Source organism: Acidobacteriota bacterium (assembly GCA_012517875.1).
In the GTDB taxonomy this organism is placed as follows: Bacteria; Acidobacteriota; JAAYUB01; order JAAYUB01; family JAAYUB01; genus JAAYUB01.
The window spans coordinates 1-24,298 of sequence record JAAYUB010000077.1; the positions used below are offsets into that span (position 1 = coordinate 1).

Here is a 24,298-nt window from a genome sequence, read left to right on the forward strand (position 1 = left end):
AAAGAGGATGAGATCGGCGTCGAGAACGTCTGCCTCCCCGCTGCGCCGACGGCCGCCAAGGCCAAGAACCCCTGCCACTACCTATGGCAAGGTCCGATCTACATCGAGGAAACCGGCAACGTGTTTCCCTGCTGCCACGCCTGGACCGGACAACCGCTTGGCAACATCCGGGAGGAGCCGCTGGATCGGATCTGGAACAACGGACGCATGCAGGCGATGCGGGCCGCCCACCTCCGTGGCAACGCCGGCGCCTTTCCCGAGTGCGGCGGCTGCATGGCGGCCCGGCCGCGCCTGCCGCTCATCGTCGGCAGCTCTCTCGTCGACATGTACAGTGTGCGCAAGATCATCCCGGTGATGGAACGGCTGAACCTGCTGTTCCGCTTCGCCCTGTTCGAAAAACGTACCAAATCGAATTGAAACCGGCCGCACTCCGCCTTCTGGACAGCGGTTGGGGGACGGCGCTCACAACCGGGCCTACGGCGGTGCGCGTCAGGTCGTTGGCTTGCTCGGAAATCCGTTCAACCAGGCGATATCCACGTGGATCAGTCCGCCGCTTCCGGACCGGTGCCGGGCTCCATCGATGCGTCGATATCTGCAATGAGCCGGGGAAACTGCTTCCAACGTTTTTCGAAGATCCTGCGGCAATCCCGGGCTACGCCGTCGAGCCGTTGAATCATGCTGCCCACGAATATCAGCGCCTCCGGCGGGATTCCGCCGACCGACGCCAGCTGCTGGGCCATCTCGCGGAGCTTTGTCTCTGCCACCTGGACGTCCTGGTGCTCGCCCAGGCAGTCCTGATAGTCCACGCATTGGCCGATCGCCGCGGTGAACGCCTCGGCGAACAGGTCATTGAAAAATTCGCATGTGTAGCGCAGCCGTTTGAAATGGATCCGGATGCGGTGCAGCTGGGCCGGCGTCAATTCCGCCGGGCGGCGCTTGAGCCATCGCTGGAGTCTCGCCATCGCCGCCCGGATCAGCGGCGGCGCCGCTTCGATCACGCTGCGGACCGGCTCGGACGGCGGCGGCCCGCTTTCGTCCGCCGCGATTCGCTCCAGCCGGTTCAACATCTGCGCAAACCGGTTGCCTGCCAGCGCTTCGTTCAGTACGGCCAGCGCTTCGTTGCGCGCCGATTGCATGTGCTCCCGAATGGCTGTGGGCACGGCCGGCCGGCCGGCCAGTTCGTCCGTGTAACGGTGAATGTTCCAATGCATGATGTCCAAATCGCGCACCTGGCCCAGCAGCCCGGCGATCCAGGCCAACTCGGCCCGGAGGGCCTCCGCTTCCGTCCGTCCCAGCTCCTCGCCGAACAGCCGCAGGGCAAACCGTGCCCTTCGGGTGGCGACGCGGATATCGTGCACGAATTCCGGATCCAAATCCATCCGGGCCCCTTCGATGTTGGCCTGCATTTTGAACGCCTGCCGAGACAGCAATTTTTGCCCCGCCTGGCGAATCGTATCGTCGGATTTCAGCTTCAATCGGGCAGGCACGGGCGCGCCCGGCAGGTGTGCATCCACCACATCCAGGCCGTACACCAGGAGATCTTGCGGCAGTGGTTTCAGCCGAAACAGATCCCGCAGAAAGCTGCCGATCACTGCGACCTCGCTCTCCTGGCCCTCCGGTACCGACAGGCACACCAACCGTGGGCCCGCGGTCCACTCCCGGGCCATGGGTCGGGCAAATGCCGCCTCGCCGAAACTGAGATGGAACACCTGTCCAGATCGGGCCGTGAGGTGGTGCGTCCGCCGGCGGACACTCAGGCGGAGCACCGGCAGCAGGCGCTGTCCGCGCCATTCCACCGGTGTATCGTCAGGCGGCGGCGGGGCTGCTGGTACCTCGTCGGGCAACGTATCAGCCGCCGGCGTCAGTTCCGCCCGAAACCACCGCCACTGCGCCGGATCCGCGATACCGAGCAGGCGGATCCCCCGCCGGAACAAACTGCCGGAGTGGGTATCGTAGTAGGTGCCTTGCCATACTTCGTCTTCGGCTGCTTCCAAAAAGTACCCCAGAGCCGTCAGGCCGTCCCGGACCCGACGCTGGCTTCCCGTTAAGAAATAACACCGCTCAACGGCTGTCATTCCGTGGCCCGTTCGGCGGGGAGTGATTCACACGCCCCGCAGTTTGATCCCCCTGAGGTATTCACCGCCCCGCGCCCCGGGCACCGCGCGCGCCTCCAGGTCGGCCACCAGATCGGCCACGGCGTATCGGAACCGGACGATGCGGGGCCGCCGGATGGCCGGCCCGACGAAATCCGCCACGGCAAAGGCGCCGCGCGGGTCGCCATCCACAGGCCGTCCCACCGAACCGCAATTGATGATGCGGATGCCGGCGGCCATCTTCGTGAACGGAATATGGGAATGCCCACACACCAGCGCCTGGGCGACCGGATCGAGACCTGCCCGCCGAATGGTTTCAGCGGTCACGCTGGGGAAGAGATACTCCTCATCGGATTGGGGCGTCCCATGGACTACCTGGGTGCGCACGGAGTCGAAATCCAGATGCAGGGTGTCCGGGAGCGCGGCCAGCCATTCCCATTCCGCGTCGCCCAACTGTCGGGCGGTCCAGACCAGGTGGGCAGCGCTTTTTCGCTTCAGCCACCGCTTCTGGCGTTTCGACTTGCCCTGCAGAGACAGAAGCTTGCGTTCCACGTTGCCGCGTATCGCCAGGGCGGACCGCTCCCGCAGCAGCCGGATGACTTCCACGGGGTGCGGGCCGCCGCCGATGACATCACCGGCCACGACGAGACGCTCCGTCCGGAGCAGCCGGGCGCGCTCCAGGGCGGCGCAGAGGGCGGGAAAGTTGGCGTGGATATCCGACAGGAATGCGACGCGCATGCCAGCCCTCCGCTAGACATCTCCCCTGTCGCTCAGGCTGCCGAGCGACTCCGCCAACATGTCGACGATGGTGTGCAGGGCGACCAGATCCTTCAAGCGGCCCTTCTTGGGCTTGAACTTGGTCTGCCGCAGCCGGGTCATGAGGGCGTCCCGCTGTTTGCCCCTGGGCGCCACCGGCTTCTCGCCCGTGGCGGGATCGCCCTCCAGCAACCGGATCATCTCGGCAATCCGCCCGCTGTGCTTGATTTCGAATTGGGCCGCGGATTCCTTCAGGACGGACCGCAGCGCCTTCAGCTCCAGGATGAGCGCCTCGGCCGACTGGCGGCGGGAGGGGTTGGCCTTCGCCGGTCGGCACGGTTTCAGTTCGGCCGCCGCTGTTTCCTTCGAAGCGTTCGGTTTTCGGTGTGCCTTGGATCTCATGGGTGGTTCTCGCTCCTGCTCAGAGTTTCGCCAACGCCTGTTGCAACACGGCGTCGATCCGCTTGCGAAGGTCGTTCTGGGTGGTACGGACTGAGCGGTTGGCGTTGATGGTCTCAAATCTGAAGCGCTGCTCCAACCGGCGGAATTCCTCACGAATGCGCCTTTGATACCAGACGAAACTCTCGAACCAGTCCCGGGAGTGCCCGATGTCCATGCCCGATTCCCAGTAGTCGAGACACCCGTGGGACCGCAGCGTTCGTTCCACCAGGTTGCGGGGCGAAACCGCAAGATAATAGACCGCGTCGGGCACCAGCGCCCGGGAATACAACATCTCCGTCCAATCGGGATTCGCACCACGCACCACGTCCCGAGCGATGAGGGTGAAAATGTACCGGTCGGCCAAAACGATGGAACCGGCTCGCAACGCCGGCACGATGCTGTTCTCCAACTGGTCGTAAAAATCGGTGGCGTAGAACAGCGACATTGTCCGCGGGCTGAGCACATTGCCCATCATGGCGTTCTCCAGTTCGGCCGACACCAGCGCCGACCGCTTCAAGCCCACCTGGGACACGGCGAAGCCTTTCTGCTCCAGCCACTCAGAAAGCAGGCGGGTGTGGGTGCTCCGGCCCGACGAATCGGGCCCTTCCACCACGACAAGCAGCCCACCCAGCTTGGACGGTTCCACACCCGGCGGCGGCGCCACGTAGCACTTTTTCTGCGGCATGGTCACACCTTCCCCCTGAATCTGGCCAGGTCGATTCGATCGGCAACGATCCCGCGCACGATCTTCTGCTGGTTGTGGATGGGCCGAGTGGCGTCGACCACGGTGAAGCCGAACTCGTCGGCCATGAGGTCATACTGCGCCATGACCCGGCTCTGGAAGATCCGAAAGCTGTCGTAGATATCCGGCGACAATCCCAGGTCCATTCCGGCCTCGAAGTACTTCAACTTCGGCCGCCCCTCGAGGATGCGGCTCAACGCGATCTCCAGCGGCAGCTTGAAATAGAAGACAATGTCCGGCCGACGGGCAAAGCCGTAGTTGGCCCGCACCCATTCCGGATCATTCCCCAGAACAGAATCCCGGGCGAAAGAGGTGAAGGTGTACCGGTCGCACAGCACGAGGTACCCGCCCTTGAGCATGGGCAAGATCTGCCGGTCATATCGATCGGCGAAATCGGTGGCGTGGATGAGACTGAATGTGGCCGGGGAAAGCAGCTGGCGTTTTTTCCCCTTGCGCGTGGCCTCCCGGACCAATTCGCTGGAGTTCCACTCGGTGAAGAAGACTTTGCATCCCAGCCCCTGCAGCCACTGATGCAGGAGGTAGATCTGCGTGGACTTCCCCGAACCGTCCAGCCCCTCGACGGCGATGAGCTTGCCGGGAACCTGTTCATGATTGGACATATGCATCCTTGTCTGTCTGGATTCTAACTCTCCTATGGTAGGCCTTTCGGAACAGATCCATCTTGCGCTGCACCGCCCACCGTTCGATGAGCAAGTCGCCGTCGCCGAAGATCTCCAACAGGATTTCACCGTTTTTGTTCGGGCGCATCCGCACGTCACGCACCTTCTGCAGATGCTCCCGATCCAGCGAGTCAGCGATGCGGAGGACGGCAGCAATGCGCAACACCTGCGCCCGTTCCGCCTCGGAGAGGCGCTCGAACTCCGGATGGCGGAGCGACGGCTCCGTCTTGCGATGGTAGCGCGCCACTGTCGCCACCACTTGCATCTCCCGCGGCGTGAGGTTGGCCAGCTCGGAATTCGCGATCAGGTAGTGCGAATGCTTGTGATGGCGTTTGTAGCTGATGAAACTGCCGATGTCGTGCAGCAACGCCGCCGTCAGGAGCAGGTTCAGGTCGGTCTCGGGGACCAGTTCCGCCCGGCGCAGTTGATCGAACAGGATACGGGCCAGGTGGGCGACGTGCCGGGCGTGGGCTTCGTCGAACATATAACGCCGCCCGAGTGTTATGGCATGAGCGATCACTTCCTGCTCAATCCGGTCGCAGTGGTCTGCCCGGGTCGCCAGCTCGTCGACCAGGTCCAGCAGGGTGCCGTCTTTGACCCCGACATGGGGCACGATGACCATCTCCTGCCCGGAAAGCACCGCCAGCCGTTCGAAGACCATTGCCGCCGGCAGAATGACATCGGCGTGGTCCGCCCGGAGGTCGAACTTCTCGATACGCTGCCGGTAAGACATCAGCGTCAGCGTGTCGATCAGCGCACGGAGGCGGTCCAGTGGGATCTGGCTGACTCCGTCCGGGTTCGGCTCGCAACCGGCCAGCCGAGCCGCCGCCTCGATGGTGCCGCCCGTGGCCACGAATCCGGCCGGCTTGTGGTGCCGCGCCGCGGTGGGGATCCGCAGGGTGCCGATGTACTCGGTGAGCAGGCGGCGAAAGCGTCCCGGCTCCTCGCCAGAGCCGGCGAGTTCCTCGAGCAGTCGCACCGAACCCATGGTGTGGGACTCGCTCCAGAGGACGCCCCGGATGTCCACCAGAGAAACTTCGACGCTGCCGCCGCCCAGATCGGCCAGCACCCACTGCTCACTCCCCAACTCCAGTCGGCGACGCACCGCCAGGTGCACGAGCCGGGCCTCCTCGGAACCCGAAATGGTGCGGAGTTCGATGCCGCTCTCCCGATACGCCCGCTCGACGAACTCGGGTCCGTTCCGGCTCTCCCGGACCGCGCTCGTGGCTACCGCCCGGCAATGTTCCACACCCAGATCCTTGAACCGATCGGCAAAGGCCTGCAAGGCCTGGATCGCGGCATCCATGGCCGCTTGCGTGAGCCGGCCGGAGAGAAACGCATCATGACCCAGCCGGACGGGGACACGCTGGTATTCCAGAACGGTAAATTCCGTGGGGGTCGCGAACTCTGCAGCCTGCATGCGGATGGCATTGGACCCTACATCCACCGCGCCCGCGCGCAGCGGAAACGCCGGCACCCTGACAGCCAACCCGCTGTCGCCACGTTTTCCTGATTGTTTTGATTGGATTTTCTTCCGGGCCATGCCGCTCCGTCCGCGTGGTACTGATTCAGTTAACTGTACGCGATTATACAGTTTAGTGAATGTGAAAGCTAGCCGATGGCAGTTGGCGGCGTATAGGTTTACTGTGAAGATTTGGTTCAGGCATCAACGGGCAGGCACGCCAAGCGGGGTCCACCTGAGAACGGTGATGACCGGCGGATCATCCGCCGGCCGGGCCGAGTTCCAGGCATGACGGAGCGAAGCTGACCGTGCCCGCGCTGCAGTCAGAACGGGATCAAGCCACGGTGATGTCTTTGCACAGATAGACGTCCTGGATGGCGTTGAGGAGCTTGACCCCGTCCGCCATGGACTTCTGGAAAGCCTTCCGGCCGCTGATGAGCCCGATGCCGCCGGCACGCTTGTTGATCACCGCGGTGCGGACCGCCTGTCCAAGGTCGTCCTTGCCCGACGCGCCGCCGCTGTTGATCAAGCCGATCCGGCCCATGTAGTTGTTGACCACCTGGTACCGGGTCAGATCGATGGGGTGGGTGCTGCTCAACTCGCTGTAGATGCGTTCGTCGAACTTGCCGTATTTCGTGTTGTCGACGTTGAGCATCTTATAGCCGCCGTCGCAATCGGGCATCTTCTGCTTGATGATGTCCGCCTGGATGGTGGCGCCGAGGTGGTTCGCCTGCCCCGTCAGGTCGGCGGCGGTGTGATAGTCCACCCCGCCTTTCTTGAAGGCGGGATTGCGCAGGTAGCACCACAGGATGGTGGCCAAGCCCAGCTCGTGGGCCATCTGGAAGGCCTCGCTGACCTCAACGATCTGTCGCCCGCTCTCGGGAGCGCCGAAGTAAATGGTGGCACCCACCGCGGTGGCGCCCATGTCCCACGCCTGCTCGACGCTGGCAAACATGATCTGGTCGAAACCGTTAGGATAGGTGAGCAGTTCGTTGTGGTTGATTTTCAGGATGAACGGGATCCGGTGCGCGTACCGGCGGGCGACGGAGCCCAGCACTCCGAGCGTGGATGCCACGGCATTGCAACCGCCCTCGATAGCGAGCCGCACGATGTTCTCCGGATCGAAGAATTCCGGATTCGGCGCGAAAGAGGCCGCAGCCGAGTGCTCGATGCCTTGGTCCACCGGCAGGATAGACAGGTATCCCGTGCCGGCCAGCCGTCCGTGATCGAACATCGTCTGGATGCTCCGCAACACGGGCGCCGGACGATCGGAATGCAGGAAGATCCGCTCCACCCAGTCCGGACCCGGAATATGCAACCGCTCCTTCGGCACTTTGGCGACGTGCGTGAGCAGCGCATCGCCCTCGGCGCCCAACAGCTTGCTGATCTGGTTGACGTTCATCATGTCCGTTGCCTCCTGCAAGTTATTATTATCGAACAGAGTCCACGAATTGGCGCGCGAAGTGACGGGTGCTGAGCGGTTCGCCCGTTTCCCGAACCAGAAGCTCGCTCCACGGATAGCGCCGTCCGGCCCGGAAAATCCGTTGCCGCAGCTGCGGTCCGGTTTCCGGATTCTCCCAGTAAGGCCGCCCGGTTGGAACCGTCCAGCCGGATTCCAGCGCTGCCTGAAGCTGCGAAGCCAGCAGCTCGCCGAGCAGGTAGTTGTGGTAGTAGACGGGATACGTGGCGATGTGAATCTTGGCCGCCCAGTCCGCACCACCCTGCCCCGCGGGCCGCTTCAGCCCCTGGTACTCGGCGACCAGTTCCCACCAGAGCTGCTGGAGATCCTGGTCCGGCTCCGCATACAAACTCCGCTCAAAGCGATACATGACTTGAGCCCAGCGGCTGAAGACCAGTTGTCCGAGACATAACGCACTGTAACAAGTTTCGGCGCATTTTGCAACTTCCCCGGCCTCCACGCCCAACCAGGCCCCGCGCCAGCGGGCGTCCCACACCAGGCGCCCGAAGAGCATGGCCACCGCCTCCGTGGTGAAGATGTGAGCCGGTTCACGCAGCAGCCAGGGCAGCTCCGGATCCACTCCCTGATCATAGACGGCGTGGCCGAATTCGTGCAGCAGGGTGCCCATCCAACGGCTGTCGGACCGCACGTTGGCCAGCACCCGGACGTCGCCGGTGCGATCCACGTCCATGCAGAAGGCGTGCTGGTTCTTTCCGGCTCGCTCGTACAGGTCGCTGGCGGCGACGACGGTCTCGACGGAAAGTCCGATGGCGGAGAAGAATTCGCGCGCCACGGCCACCGGATCGACGCCGGCGAAGTGTCGCGTGTGATCCGCGTCATCCGCCGCCGGGGGCTCCTGGAAAAACCGGTTTTGGTAGTGCCACGGCATCAATGCGCTCGCCGGGATACCGTACCGATCCGCCAGACGTTCGTCCAGCCTGGCTTTGGCGCGGTTGAATGCATTGCGGGTCAGGGTGTCGGCTTCATCGAACAGGGCGTCCACCTGCCGGCGATCCTGTTCGTGAACGTGCAGCCACATCGCGTGGAAATCGGGAAACCCCATCTGCCTGGCAGCGGCGTTGCGGAGCCGGACCAGTTCACGGACGTCATCGGCCACCGCGACGCCCACCGTCTTGCTGGCCCGCCAGATTGCTTCCAAGGCGGTCGAGTCGGTCTCGGTTTTTAAAACGTCCTCGACGGCGTTGTCCCCGAACTCGCCGGCCGAGGTCTGGACGCGGAACGTGGCGAAGCGCTGCTCGATGCGGCTTTGCAACCGGACCATCGCCCGGATCCGTTTGGGCGGCAGTTGGTTGCTGAGAAATTTGAAATGGAGCAATTCGAGCTGGCGACGGATCAGTGGAGCAGCAGCGGTGGCGGCGGTCCGGATGCAGTTCAGCTCGCGGTACGCCGACCGGTCGGCGAACACCGTCGCCAGCTCCGCCTCCAGGTCGGCGGCTCGTCGGTAGGCGGCATCCGATCCGGTGGTGGCGGCTTCCCACGCGGCCAGGTTCCCCTCGCGATTCAGCGGGATCACCTGCGCTTCGATGGTTTGGATGAAACGTTGTGCCCGCTGTGACGGTGTCATGGATGTTCCTTCAACCGACCGGGAAAAAAAAGGCCGAACAGTTCCGTTCGGCCTGTGGGTTCGATTGGGCCACGGTGGCTTAGGCCTGACCGGTCTCCTTCCAGACCAACACCGGCTTGCGCGCCGCCAGCGCCTCGTCGAAGCGGGTGCTGCGGATGTCCTGAGGCGCGTCCTGAAGCAGCTTCGGCGACTCCCGGGCTTCCTGCGCGATCTGCCGCATGGTGTCGATGAACGCATCCAGTTCCGCCTTCGATTCGCTCTCGGTGGGCTCGATCATGATCGCGCCCGGCACAATGAGCGGGAAGTACACCGTCGGAGGATGGAAGCCGAGATCCAGCAGGCGCTTGGCCATGTCCATGGTGTGGACGCCCCCGTCAGCCTGGTTCTTGTCGTCGAACACCACCTCGTGCAAGGTGGGTTGCTGGTATTCCAGATGAAAATCCCGGCTCAAGTGGTGGCGGATGTAGTTGGCGTTGAGCACGGCGTTCTCCGCCACCTGGCGAAGGCCGTCGGACCCCTCGCGCAGGATATAGGCCAGGGCGCGCAGCAGGATGCCGAAATTGCCGTAGAACGCCGCCACTCGCCCGATGCTTTGGGGGCGGTTGTAATCCAGGAACAGGCTGCCGTCGGTCTTGGCGGACACGACCGGCACCGGGAGGAACGGCACCAGCTCCTTCACCACCACGACCGGACCGGCGCCGGGACCGCCGCCGCCGTGGGGGGTGGAGAATGTCTTGTGCAGGTTGAGATGCATGACGTCGACGCCCATGTCGCCGGGCCGGGCGACGCCGATGAAGGCGTTGAAGTTGGCGCCATCCATGTACAGGAAGGAGCCGTTGGCATGGACCAGCCGGGCCACCTCCTGGATATTCTCCTCGAACACGCCCAGTGTGTTGGGCACCGTCATCATGAGGCAGGCGACGTCCGGATCCAGGTGGCGCCGGAGCTCATCCAAGTCGATACAGCCACTGGCGTTGGATTTGAGCGTCACCGTGGTGTATCCACACAGGACGGCGCTGGCGGGATTCGTGCCGTGCGCCGAGTCCGGGATCAGCACCCTCTTGCGGGGGTTGCCCCTGGCGGTGAGCGCCGCGCGGATCAGCATCATGCCAGTGAGTTCGCCATGGGCGCCCGCCAGCGGTTGGAGGGTGACGCCGTCCATCCCGGTGATTTTCACGAGCAGGTCGGCGAGCTTCTGCAGCACCTTCAAGCAGCCTTGGGTGTTCTCGTGCAGCTGCAGGGGATGAGCCTGGGCGAAAGCCGGGATGCGGGCCAGCTTCTCGTTGATCTTGGGATTGTACTTCATGGTGCAGGAACCCAGGGGGTACAGGCCCAGATCGACGTGGTAGTTGTGGGTGGACAGGCGCGTGTAGTGGCGGACCACCTCGACCTCGTTGAGCTCGGGAAAGCCGGGGATATCGTCACGCAGCAGCTCCCGGGGCACGTAGTCGGCCATCTCGCCGGACGGCACGTCGAGGGGCGGGAAATCGCAGGTGGACCGGTTGCCCGGCACCTGTTCGAACAGCAGCTGTTCGTTGATGGATATTGTTTTGCGTACGCGTTGAGTCATGAGTGTTCTCTCCTTGCCGACGGGCTCAGGGCTGCGTGAAGAATTCGCGGACCGCCGCGACCAGCCTGTCGATTTCCGCCCGCTGGTTGACTTCGGTCACGCAGAACAGCATGTCCTGGTCCAGCCCGGGATAGAACCATTTCAGGGGGACGCCCGGAACGATCTGCCGCTCCTTGCAGAACCGGGCAAAGGCATGCGGGTCGCCCGGCAGGGTGAGCACAAACTCGTTGAAGAACGGTGCGCTGAACCGCGGCACGACGCCCGGCACGGCGCAGAGTTGCTCGCGGGCATAATACGCTTTGGCCAGGTTCTGCCGGCACAGCTCGCGGAGACCGCTCTTGCCGGTGTACGCCAGGTACACGGACGCCATCAGCGCGCAGAGGCCCTGGTTCGTGCAGATGTTGGAGGTGGCCTTCTCGCGCCGGATGTGCTGCTCGCGGGTGGACAACGTCAGCACGAATCCTCGCCGGCCCCGGGTGTCCTCCGTCATCCCGACGACGCGGCCGGGCATCCGGCGAAGGTGCTCGGAACGGGTGGAAAAGATACCGAGGTAGGGACCACCGAACGAGACCGGGATACCGAACGACTGCCCCTCGCCGGCGACCACGTCGGCGCCGAGCTCGCCGGGGGCCTTGAACGCGGCCAGCGAGACCGCCTCGGTCACCGCCATCACCAGCAGCGCCTTGCGCGCGTGGGCGATCCGGGCACATTCAGCCACGTCCTCCACCGCCCCGAAGAAGTTGGGCGACTGCACCACCACGGCGGCGGTGGTGTCATCGGTCGCGGCCGCCAGGGCGGTCAGGTCCACGCGACCGGTGGGATCCCACGGCACTTCCTCCACGGCCAGGTCGAAGTTCGCCACGTACGTGCGCATCACCTGGCGGTAGAAGGGGTGCAGCGATCCCGCCACCAGCACCTTCCGGGCGCCGCTCCGCGCCCGCTGCGCCATCAGAACGGCTTCGGTGACCGCAGTCGCGCCATCGTACATCGACGCGTTGGTCACGTCCATGCCCGTCAGCTGGGATACCATGGTCTGGTATTCGAAGATGGCCTGCAGGGTACCCTGGCTGACTTCCGGCTGGTACGGCGTGTAGGCCGTGAAGAACTCCGATCGGGAGATGATCCCGTCGATGACGGCCGGCACATAGTGGCTGTAGGCGCCCGCGCCGAGGAATGTCGTGAACTCCAACACCCCGTCATTTTCGCGGCTCAGTTGATAAAAGTACCGCTCCAGCTCTAACTCGGATTTGCCCCGGGGTATGGGCAGGTCGGCGCTGAGCCGGAGAGCGGCCGGGATGCATTGGAACAGGTCCTGCACGCTGGACAGGCCCATGCTCTCGAGCATCGCCCGGGTTTCCGCCTCGGAATGGGGTATGTACTTCATCAGTGTTTCTTTTCCTCGCCGAGGTAAGCCTCGTAGTCGTCGGCGGACATTAGGCTGTCCAACTCGCTCTTGTCGGACAGGCGGATCCGGGCGATCCAGCCGCCGCCGTGGGGCTCCTGGTTGACGAGCTCCGGCTTGTCGGCCAGCAGGTCGTTGGCCGCGATCACTTCGCCGCTCACGGGCGCGTAGACGTCGGAAACCGCCTTCACCGATTCAACGCTGCCCAGCGTGTCACCGGCGGCCAGCACCTTGCCCACTTCGGGCAGTTCGACGAAAACAATCTCACCGAGCTCCTCCTGAGCGTGATGGGTGATGCCCAGCGTGGCCTCGCCGTTCTCCACCCGCACCCATTCGTGTTCCTTCGTGTACAGATAATCATCCGAATACATATCGACCTCCCGGAGTGATGTCAGTAGTTGCGTTTATAAAACGGAGTTTCCACGACCCGGGCCGCCACCTGTTTGCCCCGGATTTCCACCGCGAACGGCGTGCCCACTGCGGTGTGCTCTATGGGCAGATAGACCAGCCCGATATTCTTCTGCAGATAGGGGGCGTAAGACCCGCTCGTCACGTGTCCGAACGGCCGACCGTCCACGAACACCGGGTAGTGGTCGCGGGCGATGCCGCGGTCCAGCATCTCGAACCCCACCAGCTTGCGCCGGAGCCCTTCCTCTTTTTGCTTGAGCAAGGCAGCCTTGCCGATGAAATCCTCTTTCTGCAGCTTACAGATCCAGCCCAGATCCGCCTCGAGAACGGTGGTGGTCCTGTCGATGTCGTTGCCGTAGAGGGCCATCTTGGCCTCAAGGCGCAGGGTATTGCGCGCCGCCAGGCCGCAGGGGACGACGCCGAACGAACGTCCGGTTTCCATGAGCCGCTGCCAGATCCGCGGTGCCGGCTCATTGGCGGTGTACAGCTCGAATCCGTCTTCACCGGTGTAGCCCGTCCGGGCGATGATGGCCGGCACACCGTCCACATGCCCCTCGGCGAACCAGTAATACTTGATGGCGGACAGGTCCACGTCCACCAGCGGCTGCACGGTTTCCAGCGCCTTCGGGCCCTGGACGGCGATCTGCGCGTAGCGATCACTGGCGTCCTCGACCTGGACGTCGCCGGTCTGATGCTCCAGGATCCAGCGCACGTCCTTGTCCCGGTTGGCGGCGTTGACGCACAACAGGTACTTCCGCTCGTTGAAACGGTGCACCAGCAGGTCGTCCACGAACGTGCCTTCGGGATACATGAGGCCGGAATAATGGATCTGGCCGTCCTTGAGCTTTTCCACATTGTTGCAGGTGAGGCGCTGGAGGAGCTTCAGGGCGTCCGGACCGGTGACGAACACCTCACCCATGTGAGACACGTCGAACAGCCCCACCCCGCGGCGCACCGCGAGATGCTCGTCCATGGTGGACGCAAACTGGACCGGCATCTCGTAGCCGGCAAAGGGAACCATCTTGCCGCCGCTCGCCCGGCAGACTTCGGTGAGCGGGGTCTTCTTCAGCGTTTCGCTATTCAAGGGAACCTCCCAGGTAGGTACATTTCGGCCAGCCGACTGAAAGGAATTGAACGTAACATAATGGAAAACAACGTGTCAAGGACTATCCCGGCGGTGCCGCCCCCAGGGGCAGATCGGCAAACGCGTTCATGCACAAGGAGTCCCGACGGCCTGTGACGACGGCGTGGCGGCCGGCGGCGGCGATCATGGCGGCGTTGTCGGTGGTGTACTCGGGCGACGGGTGATAGACGTCGATGCCCAGTTCCTGTCCCAGTTCGATGCTGCGACGGCGCAATTCGGAATTGCAGGCGACGCCGCCGCACAAGATGAGCGACCGCGGACGTCGTGCCAGGCAGAAATGGCGGACCCGATGCAGCAGGTGCCCCACCACGGTCCGCTGAAATCCCTTGAGGATGGCTAAAACCGCCGGGTTCTCGGCGGGCGGAACAGCGGCGGCGTCGATCCGTTCCTTCTGGACGCGGTACAGCACGGCGGTCTTCAGACCGCTGAAGCTGAAATCCATGGAACCGTCCGAGATTTTCGGCGGGGCGAAGGCCACGCCATCACCCGCCCAGTTCGATGCCGCCCGGTCGATGAACGGGCCGCCGGGATACGGCAGGCCCAGCAGTTTGGCCACCTTATCGTACGCCTCGCCCGCGGCGTCGTCCCGGGTGGCAGCCAGCCGCTCATAGGTTCCGAACCGGGGCGTGTAGTAGAGGCTGCTGTGGCCGCCCGACACCACGAGGGCGATCAGAGGAAATCGAATGTCCGGATGCTCGAGGAACGGTGAGAAGAAATGGCCTTCCAGATGATTGACCCCGACCACCGGGATCTCCAGCACTCGCGCCATCGCTTTGGCGTAGCTCAGCCCAACCAGCAGCGAACCGATCAGCCCCGGCCCCTGGGTGACCGCCACCAGGCCGAGGTCGCGTCGCTCGGTGCCGGACTGCCGCAGAGCTTCGGCCACCACCGGCCGGATATTCTGGAGGTGGGCCCGGGCGGCCAACTCGGGTACCACGCCGCCGTACGGGGCGTGCAAGGCGATCTGCGAAGCCACCACGTTGGCCAGGGGGCGGCCGTCGCGGTCCAGCACGGCCGCCGAGGTCTCGTCGCAGGACGATTCGATACCGAGGGTGACGGGCGGTTCGTCAGCGCGGGACGCCATCGGAGCCTGCCAGCCGGGGCAGCGTGTCGTCGAACGGCGGCGTGGCGATGCCGCGCTCGGTGATGATGGCCGTGATCAGCCGGCAGGGGGTCACGTCGAAAGCCGGATTGCGGACAGCCACTCCGTCGGGCGTGATCGGAAGCTCCCGGAAGTGCGTCAGCTCGCGTGCGCTCCGCTCCTCGATGGGGATCGCCTGCCCCGATTCCAGGGTCAGATCCACCGTCGAGACGGGTGCGGCGACATAGAACGGGATCTCGTGGAACCGGGCCAGCACCGCGACCATGAAGGTGCCGATCTTGTTGGCGGTGTCGCCATTGCGGGCGATTCGGTCAGCGCCGACGACGACCGCCTGGATCTCGCCGCGGGCCATCAGGTACCCGGCCATGTTGTCGGCGATGACGGTCACCGGAATGCCCAGCTGCTGCAGTTCCCACGCGGTGAGTCGGGCGCCCTGCAGGTACGGCCGGGTTTCATCGGCGACGACGCGGATCCGCTTGCCGGCTTCCGCGGCGGCCCGGACAACTCCCAGCGCGGTCCCGTAGCCGCCCGTGGCCAAGGCGCCGGCGTTGCAGTGGGTGAGCACCGTGGCCCCGTCCGGGATCAGCGGTTGGCCGAAAGCGCCGATGCGCCGGTTGCACGCGATGTCCTCGTCCAGCATGGCGCGGGCCTCCGACTCCAGCCGGCCGGCCACCTCGTCCCATGGCCGGTCCCGCAGGCCGTCGAACACGCGGCGCATCCGGTCCGCCGCCCAGAACAGGTTGACCGCGGTGGGCCGCGTGCCGGTGATGGCGCCGCACACCGCCTCGAAGCGCCGCGCCTGTTCGCTCCGGTCCAGGCCGGCGGGGATTTCCCGCGCCCCCAGGGCGATGCCCATCGCCGCGGCGATGCCGATGGCCGGAGCGCCTCGAATCACCATGTTGCGGATGGCGTCGGCCACCTCCTGGTGGGTGCGGCAGCGGCAGAACGTCACCTGATGCGGGAGCAGCCGTTGATCGATCATCACGACGTCGTCGGCCGTCCATTCGATGGTCGCGTGCATGGAACCTCCGTCCCTTCAGTCCAAATCCTCTTCGATCACCTTGCGGCGGGGCCCGATCACCGGTTCGCCTGACGTCGGCGCTTTTGACAGGTAGGGTTCGGTCCCGGCCGGAAACCGCTCGGGCGGATGATTCTTCAGGTAGTCCTTCATGAAGTCGATCCAGATGGGCAAGGCGACGCGGGCGCCCGTCTCATCGTCACCCAGGGATTTCTTTTCGTCGAACCCCACCCAGGCACCGGCGGTCACCGACGGGGTGAATCCGATGAACCAGGAGTCGGTGAAATCGTTCGTGGTGCCCGTCTTGCCTGCGCACGGAGCGTTCAGGGACTTGGCCTTCTGGGACGTTCCGAATTCCACCGAGCCGCGCAGCATCGAGATCATGTCCCGGGCCGTGTCACCGGGGATGACCTCGTGCACGTTCTTTTTATGCTCCTCGAGGACGTTGCCGTGATAGTCTTCGATGCGCTGGATGAAGTATGGCTCCATCCGGTAGCCGTCGTTGGGGAACGTGGAGAAGGCCGATACCTGCTCCAGCAGTGTGATCTCGAATGCGCCCAAGGCGATCGATGGATACGGCCGCAACTGGGACGTGATGCCGAATTTCCGGGCGGTCCGGATGACGTTGGGAATGCCGATCGCCAGACCGATACGCACCGCGGGGATATTGATGGATTCAGCCAGCGCCTGTCGCAGCGTGATGTTTCCTTTGAATTCATTGGTGTAATTTCTCGGCGCGTACTCGACGCCGAGGTCGTCGACGAAGGTCAACGGTTCGTCGAGCACGACGTCGTCCGGCGTGGCGCCGGCGAGCAGCGCGGTGGTGTAGACGAACGGCTTGAAGGTGGAGCCGGTCTGTCGCTTGGCCTGGACCGCCCGGTTGAATTTGCTCAGCGTCCAGTCGAAGCCCCCCACCAGCGCCTTGATGGCGCCCGTCCGGTTCTCGAGGGCCAGGAATGCGCCCTGAACCGCCGGGACCTGCTCGAGGGACAGCTCCAGCTTTCGCTGGCCGGGGTGGACCTTAACCACCCGGAATTCGGCCAGGTCGCCTCGCCGCAGCACCTGATCCACCGCCTTGCGGCGCGTCCACTTGATCCCGTCACGTCCCAGTTCGCCGATGTAATCGGCGATCCGCACGACCGCCCGATCGGGGCCGACCTCGAGCACCAACCCAGTGCGGACGCCCCCTGCCACCGGCTCGTCCCGCCAATCCGGCAAGCGGTAGCGATCGAGCCGCAGGCTGGGATCCTCATCCAGCAGATTGCGGAGCTTGTCCCGCCAGCCTTTCCGCCGGTCGTACGCACGCAGCCCCTCGCTCATGGCGCGCTCGCTGCTCGCCTGCATCTCCCGGTTGAGGGTCGTGTGCACCTTCAGGCCTTCGGTGAAGATCTGCTTGTTGGAGTAGTTGCGCTGCAGATACTGGCGGACCATCTCCACGAAGTAACCGGCGAAATTCTTGTCCATCTCCTTGCCGACAATCCGGAGCGGTTCCTTGCGGGCCGCCTCCAGCTGGGCTGTGGTGATGAAGCCCTCGTCGCACATCTCCTGCAAGACCAGGTTGCGCCGGTTCTTGGCGTTTTCGGGCGAAAGCAGAGGCGAGTATCGTCGCGGGTTCTTGATGACCGCCGCCAGGAGGGCGCATTCGGATAAGGTGAGCTCCTTGACCGACTTGTCGAAGTAGAACTCCGACGCCGAGGCGATGCCGTAGTTGCCGTGGGCGAAATAGATCTTGTTGGCGTAGAAGGCGAAAATGCGGTCCTTGGAGTAATTCTTCTCGATCTGGATGGCCAGGATCGCTTCCTTAATCTTGCGCTCGAGGCTGACTTCCGGGCTCAGGAACAGCAGCTTGCTGAGTTGCTGGGTGATGGTGCTGGCGCCCCGGACGATCTTCATGTGAAACAGGTCGAGGATCGCCGACTGGATGATGCGCTGGATGTCGATGCCGAAATGACTGTTGAAGCTCTTGTCCTCGATGGCGATCACCGCCTGCTTGAACTGCAGGGGAATGTCGTTGGGCGAGACCAATTTGCGGCGTTCGAGATAGAGCTGACCGATGGCGGTGTTGTCGTCGGCGAAGATCTCCGTCACCACGCTGGGCTGGTAATCCTCCAGCGCCTCCACCTCGGGCAGGTCCACCACGTAGCTGAGATAGAATCCGCCGAGGATACCCAGCGAGACGAAAAGGATCAGCAGCAGAGTGTACGCCACCCAGAAGACAAACCGGCGGCTGCGGCGACGGGTTGCCGGCGTGATCTCCGGCTGGGTTTCCGCCGGCTGCGCGTCCGCCGCGGTAGGGTCCCGGTCGAAGGGTTGGTTATTGGATTCGTCGGTCAAGATGTTCCGTACCGTCCTTTCCTGTTCCGCCTAGCGCAATTTTAACGAAAGCGCGGCCAAGATGGTCAGTAAAATCGAGATGATCCAGAGCCGGGTCACCACCTTGGGCTCGGCCACGCCCTTGTGCGTCAGGCTGTGGTGGATCGGTGCCCGCAGAAAGATCCGCCGGCCGAGCCGCATGCCCACCTTTTCTTGGAGCAGCGAGGAGCCGATCATCGCCACGAAGACGCCGCCCACGATTGGAAACAGCATCTCTTGCCGGGTCAGGAAGGCCAGTGCGGCCAGGCTGCCCCCCAGCGCCAGGGAGCCGGTGTCGCCCATGAACACTTCGGCGGGGTAGGTGTTGTACCAGAGAAATCCGAGCAGAGCGCCGATCAGCGCGCAGCAGAAAACGGTCAGTTCCCCGCACCCCGGGAAGTAGGGGAACAGGAGGTAGCTCGACAGGACCGTGTTCCCCAGGATGTAACTGAAGATGCCGTAGAGTGACAGGGTCATGATGGACGGCCCGCTCACCAGGCCGTCGAGCCCGTCGGTGATGTTCACCGCGTTGACGATGGAAAAGTACGCGAACACGATGAACGCGGCAAACAGGAGCGGAGCGGGCTCAAACACGGCGTTCTTGAAGAACGGCAGGAGCACCGGCGTGCGCCACGCCGCCGGCACCGGGTTCCAGGATGAAATGAAGAACAGGGCGAACGGCACGATGAACAGAAGCTGCATGAACGTCTTGGCCATCTGACCCAGCCCGAACAGGGAGGACTTGAAGCGGACTTTCTGGAGGTCGTCCAGGTAACCCACCAGTCCGAAGTAGAGGAAGGCGGCCACGGCGACGAGCAGGTAGGCGCTGTTCCAGTCGCCCCACAGCAGCAGGGCCAGCATGGCGGCCAGAATGATGAGCAATCCGCCGCCGGTGGGCGTGCCGCGCTTGGAACTGGCGTCCAGGGAGGCGTAATCACCGCCGGTGTCGCGGAAGCGCCGCCGGTAGAGTGCAACGATGACCGGGTGGCCGAAAATCATGACGAACAGGAGAGCGGTGATCGCGGCCAGCATTGTCCGGAATGTGAGGTATTCGAACAATCTGAAATATCCGTAGGATATGCCGTATTGCTTCAACAAATGCAAGATGATGATGGACACGCCTTCCCTGCTCCTGCCGGTCTCCGGCGCCGGCTCAAGACAATTTGTCGTACAGCTCCCGATAGCTTTCCCGAATGCTGAATTCGGGCTTGAAGCTGGACGTCGTGATGAGGATTTCCTTGACGAACTGGCGGACGCGGTCCATGTCCTCGCGGCGGATGCGGCCCGCCGCCAGCGCCCGCTGAATGCCGCTGAGGATCGCCTGGCGCAGGCGCACGTTGCGGGCGAACCGGAACCGGTCCACCATCTTGAAATAATCGTCCAGCGGAAAGAACAGCGGCAGCACCTGAATGACCGCGGCCTGCACCTCGGACACCTCAAACCGCTTGGCGGCGAGGGCACGCAGCCTCTGCAGGACGTCCGCATGCCCGGCCAGTTGGTCGAAGTACTGCCCGGCCAGGACCGCGGCGCCGGCGCGCACCTCAAAATACGAATCGTCCAGGCCGCGTCGAACCAGGTTCACCACCATTCCGTAATCCACCTCCAGCTCGCGGATCGCCGCCAGCACGTTCCGGCGGATGAACCCGTTGCCGCTATCGAAAAAGCCGCAAAGTTCGGACACCTTGTCGGTGCGCTGCAACGCGCCGCACAGCTTGATGCCGCGGTTGACGATCTGCCAGTCCGTCGACTTGAGGTCGGTGTCCACTTGGATCCCGTAGTAGCGGCGGTACAGGCTTCCCGGCGGCTCGTTGCGGAGGAAGGCCGTGAGCGCGTCGATCTGCTTCTGGATCTTCAGCCCTTTGGGCAATTCGAACTCCAGCACGTAATCCACTTCCCGTCCTTCGAGTAGGCGGCCCACCGTGTCGCAGATCTTCTCCTTGAAATCGCGGATGAAGAACTGGCCAGCCTGCTCGCCCAATCGGGTCAGGCGGGCGGGGTCCGCCAGCAACGCCAGCAGGAGGTCAAGAAACTCCCGGTGAACCACGTAATCGACGCCGTCCGGGCCCGGTCGTTCAAAGCAGACTTCGCAGCCGCCGCGTTCCGCCAGGCTGATGGCGTTGAGCTCCTGGTGGTCGCCCGGCAATCCGCGTTTGGGGATGACGATGGCCGGTTTGCCCAGCGCCGCCAGTTCGGCGAGGGTGCCGGCGCCGGCCCGCCCCACCACCAGGTCGGCGGCCTGGAGGTAATCGACGATCTGATGGAGGTACGGCATCAGGCGATATTCCAGCAGGCCGTCGGAGGAGTACCCGACCAGGCCATCCGTTTCGGGAACCGGCGCCAGAGCGATGCCGCCGCGGGTTTGCGCCAGCGTTCGGGTATCCGCCCAGGCGTCATAGTCGCCGGTGGCCAGTCCAGCCGCGTGGACCAGCACGATCCGGCGTCCGCATCGGGCGAGTTCCAGCAGCGACTCGGCGATCAGGCGGTTGATGGAACGGGATCCCATGGATCCGCCGTACGCCAGCAGCATCAGGGCGTCCGGCGGAACGCCGAGGCGCGCGCGGATGGCTCCGCGGTCGGCGGCGGTCGTGAACACGTCCCGCACGGGATAACCGGTGTACACGCAGCGCTGGTTCCAGATGTAATACGGAGTCTCGGGGAAGCTGACCAGCACCGCATGGGCGAACAGCGAGGCGATCCGGTTCATGAGTCCCGGGTAGAGATTCTGCTCGTCCACCACCAGGCGGGACCGCACGAAGGGCCGCAGCAGGAACGAGGCCAGGGTGATGGGCGCGCTGACGTAGCCGCCCGCAGCGAGAATCAGATGTGGACGAAACTTCAGCAGGATGGGGATGGATTGCAGGACGCCCCGCCCGATGCGAAAAAGCGCCCGGGCCATCGCGGCCGGCTGCAGGCCGCTCCACGGGGCGCTGTCGATGTAGCGGATCGGCAGCCCATGAGCCGGGACGATCCGTTCCTCGGCCCGGCCGCGGATCCCCACGTACAGGACGTCGCCGATGGGGAACCGGCTCCGGAGTATCTCGAGGAGGGCCAGCGGAGGATACACGTGACCGCCGGTACCGCCACCGGTCAACAGCACCTTCATTGTTCCGGGATGCTTCTGTTGGTCGCTCATCCGTACGCGCCGGGCTGGAACTCAGCTACCGTGGCAACATAACCCAAAGCGCCGTCCTTTGCAACTGTGTTGCGCTGGCCGGAGAAAAGGCGCCCCCCGGACGCCGGGGCCGTCGCAGGCCGTCCGGATCAAGATCGCTGAATTTTTAATTGTCAAATCTTCAACGGTGACAGTACAATGGCCCTCGGATCCACCCTCGACGCGAGGACACCGGCATGACGGACCCGACAGCCATCTCGATCTTGACATATCTGGGGATCGTCGGCGGATTGGTCGCCTTCATGATCGCCGGGTCGGTCCTGCTCGGCCCCCGGCGCCGCTCGCCTGTCAAGGACGAGCCGTTCGAATGCGGCGTCGGCGACATCCAGCCCTTCTCGGGCCGCTTCACCATCAAGTTCTATCTGGTCGCGCTGCTCTTTCTGCTGTTCGACGTGGAAATCGCCTTCCTCTATCCCTGGGCGACTGTCTTCAAGAAGCTCGGCGTGTTCGGTCTCGTCGAGATGGGAGTGTTCCTCACCGTGGTGGTCGCCGGCCTGGTCTATGCCTGGAAGAAAGGAGCGCTGCTGTGGGATTGAAGCGGATCGTCACCCGTGTTTTCGGTGACGACAGCTTCGTCACCACCAAGCTGGATGCCGCCATCGGCTGGTCGCGCAAGTACTCGCTCTTCATGTACCCGTTCGTCACCGCCTGTTGCGGCATGGAATACATGTCGGTGTCGAGCTCCCATTACGACCTGGACCGATTCGGTGCGGCGTTCCCCCGCTTTTCGCCCCGGCAGGCCGATGTGCTCATCGTGGTGGGCACCATCTCCCACAAGATCGCGCCTGTCCTCACCCGGGTCTATGAGCAAATGACCGAGCCGAAATGGGTGATCGCCTTCGGCGTCTGCACCTGCACCGGCGGTTTCTACGACAACTACGCCACGGTCCAGGGGATCGACACCCTCATTCCCGTGGACATCTACATCCCGGGGTGCCCGCCACGTCCCGAAACCGTCATCCAGGGCATCATGATGCTGCAGGAAAAGATCCAGAAACAGCGGCAGGAGTATTGAGCATGGGCCGCGCCACCGAGATCCTTCGCGCCCGGTTCGCCGACTGCTTCCTCGATGCCCACGAGCAGCACGGCGACGAAACCGTCGTGCTCCGCCCCGAGGGGATCGCGCCGGTCGCCGCGTTTCTCCGATCCGACGCCGAGCTCCAGTTCAACGTCCTGATGGACGTGACCGCCGTCGACTACCCCGGCCGGACGCCCCGCTTCGAGGTGGTATACCACTTCTACTCCCTGCCCCGCCGGGCCCGCCTGCGCGTCAAGCTCCCGGTGCCCGAGGAACAGCCGGAGGTGGACTCCCTGACCCCGCTCTGGAAAAGCGCCAACTGGTACGAGCGGGAGGTCTGGGACATGTTCGGCATCCGCTTCCGGGGGCATCCGAATCTGAAGCGGATTCTCATGTACGAGGGATTCGAGGGACACCCGCTCCGCAAAGACTATCCGATCAAGAAGCGTCAGCCGCTGATCGGACCCATGAATTGAGGATGTATGGCGGACGACATGAAGCAGGAACCCGCGGTCGAACGCCGCGACAACCCGGTGGCGGCCGCCGCCGAGGACGACGATGCCCGCCGGATGGTAATCAACATCGGCCCGTCGCATCCGGCGATGCACGGCATCATCCGCATCATGACCGAGCTCGAAGGGGAGACGGTCCGCAAGGCCGAGATCGAAATCGGCTACCTGCACCGGGCGTTCGAGAAGAGCGCCGAGCACGTGGGCTGGAACGGCGTCATGCCGTACACCGACCGGCTGAATTACGTCTCGCCTCTGATCAATAACTTCGGGTACTGCATGGCAGTGGAGAAACTGATGGGCATCCGTCCGCCGGAGCGGGCGGAGTACATCCGCACCCTCATGGCCGAGCTGTCCCGCGTCGGCGACCACCTCACCTGCGTCGGCGCCTCGGCCATGGAGCTGAACGCCTTCACCGCGTTTCTTTACTTCATGGCCGCCCGCGAACTCATCTACGAGCTGGTGGAAGACGTCACCGGCGCCCGAATCACCATCGCCTACGGCCGGGTGGGCGGCGTCCGCGCCGACCTCCCTGAGGGGTTCATCCCAAAGGCGCTCGGTTTCTTTAAGACCATCCGGAAGAACATCGCCGAGGTGCACGGCCTGCTGACTCGCAACCGGATCTTCTACGACCGGATGCGCGACACCGGTGTGATCTGCGCCGCCGACGCCCTCGACTACGGCATCATGGGCCCCTTCCTCCGCAGCACCGGAGTCGCCCACGACCTACGCAAGGCTGAACCGTACCACATGTACTCCCGGGTGGAATTCACCGTGCCCACCGGCACACGGGGCGACAACTACGACCGGTACCTCGTCCGAATGGAGGAAATGGAGCAGAGCCTGCGCATCTGCGAGCAGTGCTTCAAGCAGATGGAGCCCGGCGCCCATCAGGCGGACATCCCGCCCGAGTACATCGACGCCAACCAGATGGTGGACGCGGCCAAGCATGCCCAAACCGAATGTCTGATCGACCGGGAGGCCCGCCTCAGCCCGAACATGGAGGGGCAGGAGCACCGCCACAAACGCCAGGTGATCGCCGACGACAAAACCGCGGCCATGCCCTCTCTGGGCAAGACGTACGGCAACATCGAGTCGCTGATGAACCATTTCATGCTCGTCATGAACTGTCACGGCATTCGTCCGCCCGCCGGCGAGGCCTACGCCGCGGTGGAGGGCGCCAACGGCGAGCTGGGTTTCTACGTGGTGAGCGATGGCACCGGCTATCCCTACCGGGTGCGGGTGCATCCGCCTTGCTTCCCCATTCTGGCATCACTAGAGAAAGTCCTGGTTGGCGGCATGGTGGCCGACATCATCGCCACCTTCGGCAGTGTCAACATGATCGGTGGAGAGCTGGACCGGTGAGCCGGTCGACCACCGGCCGG

The 24,298-nt window shown here is 64.1% G+C and carries 21 protein-coding genes; 4 read left to right on the top strand and 17 right to left on the bottom strand.

All coding sequences use genetic code 11. The features are described 5' to 3' along the window. Nucleotides 1–417, top strand: a 417-nt coding sequence (locus GX414_07880) for a hypothetical protein (protein NLI47010.1), incomplete at its 5' end; no start/stop codon positions are given. 125 nt (nt 418–542) lie between these two features. Here the strand turns inward: GX414_07880 and GX414_07885 are convergent. The 17 genes from GX414_07885 to GX414_07965 all read right to left on the bottom strand — a co-directional run bounded on the left by GX414_07885 (nt 543) and on the right by GX414_07965 (nt 21,347). Further along, nucleotides 543–1,994 carry a CHAD domain-containing protein gene (locus tag GX414_07885; GenBank protein NLI47011.1) on the bottom strand — a complete coding sequence of 484 codons (1,452 nt, stop codon included), beginning with the start codon at nt 1,992–1,994 and terminating at the stop codon, nt 543–545. Nucleotides 1,995–2,102: 108 nt separating this feature from the next. Further along, nucleotides 2,103–2,831: a metallophosphoesterase family protein gene (locus GX414_07890; protein NLI47012.1), complete on the bottom strand. Its 729-nt coding sequence runs from the start codon at nt 2,829–2,831 to the stop codon at nt 2,103–2,105. Between the two features lie 12 nt (nt 2,832–2,843). Then, complete coding sequence (locus tag GX414_07895; GenBank protein NLI47013.1) at nt 2,844–3,251, bottom strand: hypothetical protein; 408 nt, start codon at nt 3,249–3,251, stop codon at nt 2,844–2,846. Between the two features lie 19 nt (nt 3,252–3,270). Next, nucleotides 3,271–3,975 (bottom strand): thymidylate kinase, encoded by a 705-nt coding sequence (locus GX414_07900; protein ID NLI47014.1) that lies wholly within the window; start codon nt 3,973–3,975, stop codon nt 3,271–3,273. Between the two features lie 2 nt (nt 3,976–3,977). Next, nucleotides 3,978–4,658, bottom strand: coding sequence for a thymidylate kinase (locus GX414_07905; protein ID NLI47015.1), 681 nt, complete (start codon nt 4,656–4,658; stop codon nt 3,978–3,980). Beyond that, entirely contained in the window at nt 4,639–6,201 is a 1,563-nt protein-coding gene (locus GX414_07910; GenBank protein ID NLI47016.1) for a Ppx/GppA family phosphatase, read from the bottom strand. Before GX414_07910 ends, GX414_07905 begins: the two co-directional genes overlap by 20 nt. A gap of 307 nt (nt 6,202–6,508) precedes the next feature. Then, a complete protein-coding gene (locus GX414_07915; GenBank protein NLI47017.1) occupies nt 6,509–7,576 on the bottom strand; it encodes a class I fructose-bisphosphate aldolase in 1,068 nt (355 codons plus the stop codon). Nucleotides 7,577–7,604: 28 nt separating this feature from the next. After that, nucleotides 7,605–9,218, bottom strand: coding sequence for a M2 family metallopeptidase (locus GX414_07920; protein ID NLI47018.1), 1,614 nt, complete (start codon nt 9,216–9,218; stop codon nt 7,605–7,607). Nucleotides 9,219–9,297: 79 nt separating this feature from the next. After that, nucleotides 9,298–10,788, bottom strand: coding sequence for an aminomethyl-transferring glycine dehydrogenase subunit GcvPB (locus GX414_07925; GenBank protein ID NLI47019.1), 1,491 nt, complete (start codon nt 10,786–10,788; stop codon nt 9,298–9,300). Between the two features lie 25 nt (nt 10,789–10,813). After that, nucleotides 10,814–12,172 (bottom strand): aminomethyl-transferring glycine dehydrogenase subunit GcvPA, encoded by a 1,359-nt coding sequence (locus GX414_07930; GenBank protein NLI47020.1) that lies wholly within the window; start codon nt 12,170–12,172, stop codon nt 10,814–10,816. Next, nucleotides 12,172–12,561 carry a glycine cleavage system protein GcvH gene (gene gcvH, locus GX414_07935; protein ID NLI47021.1) on the bottom strand — a complete coding sequence of 130 codons (390 nt, stop codon included), beginning with the start codon at nt 12,559–12,561 and terminating at the stop codon, nt 12,172–12,174. The genes GX414_07930 and gcvH overlap by 1 nt, the downstream gene beginning before the upstream one ends. Before the next feature lie 20 nt (nt 12,562–12,581). Next, entirely contained in the window at nt 12,582–13,667 is a 1,086-nt protein-coding gene (gene gcvT, locus GX414_07940) for a glycine cleavage system aminomethyltransferase GcvT (GenBank protein ID NLI47022.1), read from the bottom strand. Between the two features lie 97 nt (nt 13,668–13,764). Beyond that, nucleotides 13,765–14,826, bottom strand: coding sequence for a tRNA (adenosine(37)-N6)-threonylcarbamoyltransferase complex transferase subunit TsaD (tsaD, locus tag GX414_07945; GenBank protein ID NLI47023.1), 1,062 nt, complete (start codon nt 14,824–14,826; stop codon nt 13,765–13,767). Then, on the bottom strand, nt 14,810–15,865 hold the full coding sequence (mtnA, locus tag GX414_07950) for an S-methyl-5-thioribose-1-phosphate isomerase (protein NLI47024.1): 1,056 nt from the start codon (nt 15,863–15,865) through the stop codon (nt 14,810–14,812). Before mtnA ends, tsaD begins: the two co-directional genes overlap by 17 nt. Nucleotides 15,866–15,880: 15 nt before the next feature. Next, nucleotides 15,881–18,196 carry a PBP1A family penicillin-binding protein gene (locus GX414_07955; GenBank protein ID NLI47025.1) on the bottom strand — a complete coding sequence of 772 codons (2,316 nt, stop codon included), beginning with the start codon at nt 18,194–18,196 and terminating at the stop codon, nt 15,881–15,883. Between the two features lie 30 nt (nt 18,197–18,226). Further along, nucleotides 18,227–19,333: a phospho-N-acetylmuramoyl-pentapeptide-transferase gene (gene mraY, locus GX414_07960; protein NLI47026.1), complete on the bottom strand. Its 1,107-nt coding sequence runs from the start codon at nt 19,331–19,333 to the stop codon at nt 18,227–18,229. A gap of 34 nt (nt 19,334–19,367) precedes the next feature. After that, nucleotides 19,368–21,347: a UDP-N-acetylglucosamine--N-acetylmuramyl-(pentapeptide) pyrophosphoryl-undecaprenol N-acetylglucosamine transferase gene (locus GX414_07965; GenBank protein ID NLI47027.1), complete on the bottom strand. Its 1,980-nt coding sequence runs from the start codon at nt 21,345–21,347 to the stop codon at nt 19,368–19,370. 346 nt (nt 21,348–21,693) lie between these two features. Between GX414_07965 and GX414_07970 the strand changes: the two genes are divergently transcribed. From GX414_07970 to GX414_07980, 3 genes are read left to right on the top strand one after another with little or no spacing between them, the layout of a single operon-like run. Continuing rightward, nucleotides 21,694–22,401, top strand: a complete 708-nt coding sequence (locus GX414_07970; protein ID NLI47028.1) for an NADH-quinone oxidoreductase subunit B — start codon at nt 21,694–21,696, stop codon at nt 22,399–22,401. 2 nt (nt 22,402–22,403) lie between these two features. Then, nucleotides 22,404–22,880 carry an NADH-quinone oxidoreductase subunit C gene (locus GX414_07975; GenBank protein NLI47029.1) on the top strand — a complete coding sequence of 159 codons (477 nt, stop codon included), beginning with the start codon at nt 22,404–22,406 and terminating at the stop codon, nt 22,878–22,880. 18 nt (nt 22,881–22,898) lie between these two features. After that, the gene (locus GX414_07980) at nt 22,899–24,278 is read left to right on the top strand and encodes an NADH-quinone oxidoreductase subunit D (protein NLI47030.1); all 1,380 of its coding nucleotides are present in this window, start codon (nt 22,899–22,901) and stop codon (nt 24,276–24,278) included. Nucleotides 24,279–24,298 lie beyond the last annotated feature (20 nt).